Origin of the sequence: Streptococcus sanguinis, assembly GCF_003943655.1 — a bacterium.
GTDB lineage: Bacteria > Bacillota > Bacilli > Lactobacillales > Streptococcaceae > Streptococcus > Streptococcus sanguinis_F.
In genome coordinates, this window is the sequence record NZ_RJMM01000050.1 from 1 (window position 1) to 2,625 (window position 2,625).

The following is a 2,625-nucleotide window of genomic DNA, read 5'->3' on the forward strand; positions in this document are numbered from 1 at the left end:
CTCGTCTTATTTTGTAGTAAATGGTTTTTCTGCGGTACTTGGGGGTAAAGATGATATGATATTTGCACATCCATTTGGTATGTGATAAACTGTAACTGGTTTTAGACATTTCTTTTTCCTACTTTGTCTTACCTGAACAAGTAGATTATACCAGGAAAAAGAAATGAAAGCTCAAAGCCTTGGCAGCCACCAGCTTAGCTGGTGGTTTTCTTGTTTTTCTATGCGAGAAAAACTGGCTTGAAGCCAAAACAAAAAGCCTCCCATCGGAAGACTTTCCCATATAAATAAGAAAAACCAGGCTCAATGCCCCTTGTGCTTTTCCAACCGTTTTTGCTGTTTGAGTTCGAATTTCCTTTGCTTAGCCAGTTCTTTCTGCTGCTTGCGCTTGACTCGAGCGATTTTCTTTTGCTCTTCTAATTGCAGACTCAGCGCTTCCTGAGACTTTGAAGAACGTGAAGCCATCTGCTCCTTTTTAGCCTGTCTCTGCAGGCGTTTAGGACTGACCGACTTAGTCTTCTCCTTCACTCTGATGCTAGGACTAAACTGCAACCGATGATAATAACGGTTTAGAAAATCCAACAATTCCTGCGTGCTAGGCTCTGCACCAAAGGTGACTCGGCAAACTCTATAAGATTGAGCATGTTCCTGCTCGAAAAGACCGTGCCAAAATCCCTCTTCAAAATAAACTGTCAGCGTCATTGAAATCTTATCCATGACAGCACCTCCTTTAAAAAATCCCTAAGAATGGACAACCAAGGAGGAAGGTTACTGACAAAAAATGGATTTTTTGCGTCTGGACTACCAACCAGAACTGTGTTTTTATCTTAGTAGCTACAGTTTAGCAAGATTTTCTAAAAAACTCAAGGTTATCGGAATCTCGCTTAGATGGCTGAATTGGATTTTCTTGTATGAGATCCAGAAAAATCAAAAACAAGAAAGCTCTCTTCTTGTAAAATACATTCATTTCCGCTATAATACTACAAATACTGAAAGGAGAGAACTATGAAGTATATTTGGGCTTTCTTAGTAGCCTTGTGCTTGGCTGGACTAGGCCTTTTCTTCTGGCACTCCCAGATTAAACCGAATCCTACCCCTTCTACGCCAGAAACCACTCAGACAAGTTCTAGCGAGAAGAGCGACAAGCAACCGACTCCGACAGAAGACATTGTATCCGAAGAGTACAGCGTTTCCTACGATGACAAGCAGCTCTACGGAAAGATTACAGCTCCTTCTGACTACAAGAGTAAAAAATTGCCGACTATTGTTATCGCACATGGATTGAACAACATCCTTGAGCAATATGAAATGTACAGCCAGCTGCTGGCAAAGCAAGGTTATCTGGTTTACAGCTTTGATTTCTACGGCGGCAGCCGCCAATCGAAAAGTGGTGGGCAGGATATGCTGAATATGTCGGTCAAGACCGAACTCACAGATTTGACTCAAGTCATGGAAAAGCTGAGTTCTGAGACCTTTGTAGATAAGAGCAAAATGAGTTTATTCGGTGCCAGCCAAGGCGGTGTCGTTGCTAGTCTCTATGCTGCTGCCTATCCTGATCGTGTGCACAAACTCATGCTTATCTTTCCAGCCTTCGTTCTTTTCGACGATGTGCAAGAGACCTACCGTCAGCTAGGGAGTCCAGAACTAGACCAACTTCCTGATAGCATGACTCACCACAATGTTACCCTGGGCAAGATTTATCTGATCGATGCCTTAGACATTGACATCCAAGCAGAGCAAGCCAAAATCACAGCTCCGACCCTCATTATTCACGGAACTGATGATGCAGTCGTGCCCTACCAGTATGCTGTTCAAGCGAGTAAGACCATTCCAAATACAGAGCTGGTCACAGTAGAAGGTGGAGAGCACCGTATCGACGAAAGATTTGCTATCACTGCCGCTCCTGCAATCCAAAAATTCTTGAAAGAGTAAATTCGCTGATAGAAAAAGTTCTTCTAAAATCATGGAAGAACTTTTTATTTGGAGAAATTAGAAGGGGTAGGCTAGGAAATAATATTTGAATATGTCAAAACGGGATAACTAGACAGCAAAGTATTTTGGAGGAAAGATTAACAAAAAAGCCATCTGAAACTAGAGAACTAATTTGAGCTCGGGCTAAAATCTTAGTGAAAATAAAAAATCTCCCCAAAGGGGGATATGACACTCAGCACTCTAAAATATTTTCTGAGTTCAGGCACCTTATGAAAGCAAAAAAAACGGCAAATGCCGTTTTTTCAGATTGAAGACAAAGTTCTTAGAACATAAGTTTCTAAGGGCTTTTCTTTGTGTAAAGTCGTATAATAGAAGTAAGAAAAGTTGTGAGGTACTCCCTATGTTTCACAAAGAAAAACCTGATTATCATCGCTGCCAATATGGCTTCTATACGATAGACGAATTGGTCCCAGAAGATCACTTTCTTCGCCAATTGGAATCAGAGGTTGATTTCGACTTTATCTATGACTTGAAAAAACGGCAAATGCCGTTTTTTATTTGCCTTTTTTACTATTGTAAGTATCCCAAATAAAAGTAACAATCGTAATCGCTGAACTAACGACTAATGAAGCATATCTTGGTGGGAGTTCTTTAAAAGAAAGACCTTTCCCGTGACCGTCCCCTTTGTCATTTCTA

The 2,625-nt window shown here is 41.1% G+C and carries 3 protein-coding genes and 1 pseudogene; 1 reads left to right on the forward strand and 3 read right to left on the reverse strand.

The features are described from left to right. Nucleotides 1-109, reverse strand: a pseudogene (locus D8886_RS11450) (IS200/IS605 family transposase); the annotation flags it as partial. Between the two features lie 191 nt (nt 110-300). Further along, nucleotides 301-714 (reverse strand): YjdF family protein, encoded by a 414-nt coding sequence (locus D8886_RS11455; protein WP_002926055.1) that lies wholly within the window; start codon nt 712-714, stop codon nt 301-303. Between the two features lie 288 nt (nt 715-1,002). Here D8886_RS11455 and D8886_RS11460 point away from each other — a divergent pair, with 288 nt between their 5' ends. Beyond that, nucleotides 1,003-1,929 carry an alpha/beta hydrolase family protein gene (locus D8886_RS11460; protein ID WP_125435766.1) on the forward strand — a complete coding sequence of 309 codons (927 nt, stop codon included), beginning with the start codon at nt 1,003-1,005 and terminating at the stop codon, nt 1,927-1,929. A gap of 554 nt (nt 1,930-2,483) precedes the next feature. Here the strand turns inward: D8886_RS11460 and D8886_RS11470 are convergent. After that, the coding region (locus tag D8886_RS11470; protein ID WP_185761305.1) for an abortive infection family protein at nt 2,484-2,625 on the reverse strand (142 nt) is incomplete at its 5' end.